This is a genomic window from Citrobacter sp. NCU1 (assembly GCF_010231475.1).
In the GTDB taxonomy this organism is placed as follows: Bacteria; Pseudomonadota; Gammaproteobacteria; order Enterobacterales; family Enterobacteriaceae; genus Citrobacter_D.
On the sequence record NZ_NRDO01000157.1, the window covers coordinates 1 to 1,614 of the forward strand.

Below are 1,614 nucleotides of genomic sequence, written 5' to 3' on the forward strand. Positions count from 1 at the left end.
CGCTGGTGCGACCGATGGGTGGCGCACTCGCCGATGCGATCGGCGGCGTGAAGGCGCTGATGGCGGTCTTCATCGCCGCCGCCATGACGCTGACCGGTGTGGCGATGGTAGACGGTTTCGCCGCCTCGCTGGCGCTCTTCGTCCTGTCGATGCTGGCGCTGGGCGTCGGTAACGGCTCGGTGTTCCAGCTGGTGCCGCAGCGCTTTGCCACCGAGATCGGCGTGATGACCGGACTGGTCGGCATGGCGGGCGGCATCGGCGGCTTCTACCTCGCCTCGTCGCTGGGCCTCGCCAAGCAGTGGACGGGCAGCTTTTCCAGCGGCTTCCTGATCTTCGCCGCTCTGGCGGTAGTGGCGCTGGCCGGACTGACCCTGGTCAAGACCCGCTGGCGCCGGACTTGGGGCGCGGCCGAAGGCGTGCGGATCTGATGCCTCCCCTTTCTCCCGAACGGACAGACGCGATGCAACACGAAGTCCTGACCGCGACGCCGGTTGACCCCCGCGAGCACTTGATCGTCATCGGCAATGGCATGGCCGGATGCCGCGCCGTCGAGGAATTGCTGGCGCGCGATCCTACCCGCTACCGCATCACCATCTTCGGCGCCGAGCCGCTGGTGAACTACAATCGGATCATGCTGTCGCCGGTGCTGGCGGGCGAGAAGACGTTCGACGAGATCGTCATCAACGGGCTCGACTGGTATGCCGATAACGGCATCACGCTGGTCAGCGGCGATCCGGTCANNGATAACGGCATCACGCTGGTCAGCGGCGATCCGGTCACCGCGATTGATCGCGAGGCGCGGACGGTGACCGCCAAGAGCGGCATGGTGTTGGACTATGACCGGCTGCTGATTGCGACCGGCTCCGATCCGTTCATCATCCCGGTACCCGGCCACGACCTGCCCGGCGTCATCAGCTTTCGCGACATGAAGGATGTCGAGCATATGCTGGCGGCCGCCGAGCGGGGCGGCAGCGCGGTGGTGATCGGCGGCGGCCTGCTCGGGCTGGAGGCGGCGCATGGCCTCTCCTTGCGCGGGATGACGGTCACCGTGCTCCACCTGATGCCGACGCTAATGGAGCGGCAGCTGGACGAGGCGGCGGGCTGGCTGCTGAAGCAGGCGCTGGAAGCACGCGGCCAGACCGTGCTGTGCGGTGCGGACACCGCCGCGATCTTGGGCGACGGCAAGGTGGAGGCGATCCGCCTGAAGGACGGGCGCGAGATTCCCGCGGACCTGGTCGTGATGGCGGTCGGCATCCGTCCTTCGGTCGCGCTCGCCCGTGCGGCGGGCCTGGAGGTCGGGCGCGGGATCAAGGTGGACGACCATATGGTCACCAGCGACCCGCGCATCCTGGCGGTCGGCGAGTGCGTCGAGCATGATGGACAGGTGTACGGCCTGGTCGCGCCGCTCTGGGACATGTGCCGCAGCCTTGCCGATGCGCTGACCGGCGCGCCTTCGGGCTATCGCCCCACCGCCACNNGCGGGTGATTTCGGCGGCGGCGACGGCGCGGAGGACATCGTGCTGCGCGACGCGTCGCGTGGCATCTACAAGCGCGTCGTGGTCAAGGACGACCGCATCGTCGGCGCGGTGCTGTATGGCGACACCGCCGACGGCG

At 68.4% G+C, this 1,614-nt stretch carries 2 protein-coding genes and 1 pseudogene; all 3 read left to right on the plus strand.

The window, feature by feature from the left end:
* Positions 1-428: pseudogene (locus tag CJP72_RS25175) on the plus strand (hypothetical protein); the annotation flags it as partial.
* A gap of 32 nt (positions 429-460) precedes the next feature.
* Complete coding sequence (locus CJP72_RS25180; protein WP_202882595.1) at positions 461-1,486, plus strand: NAD(P)/FAD-dependent oxidoreductase; 1,026 nt, start codon at positions 461-463, stop codon at positions 1,484-1,486.
* 31 nt (positions 1,487-1,517) lie between these two features.
* Positions 1,518-1,614, plus strand: a 97-nt coding sequence (locus CJP72_RS26525; protein WP_446714995.1) for a hypothetical protein, incomplete at its 3' end; no start/stop codon positions are given.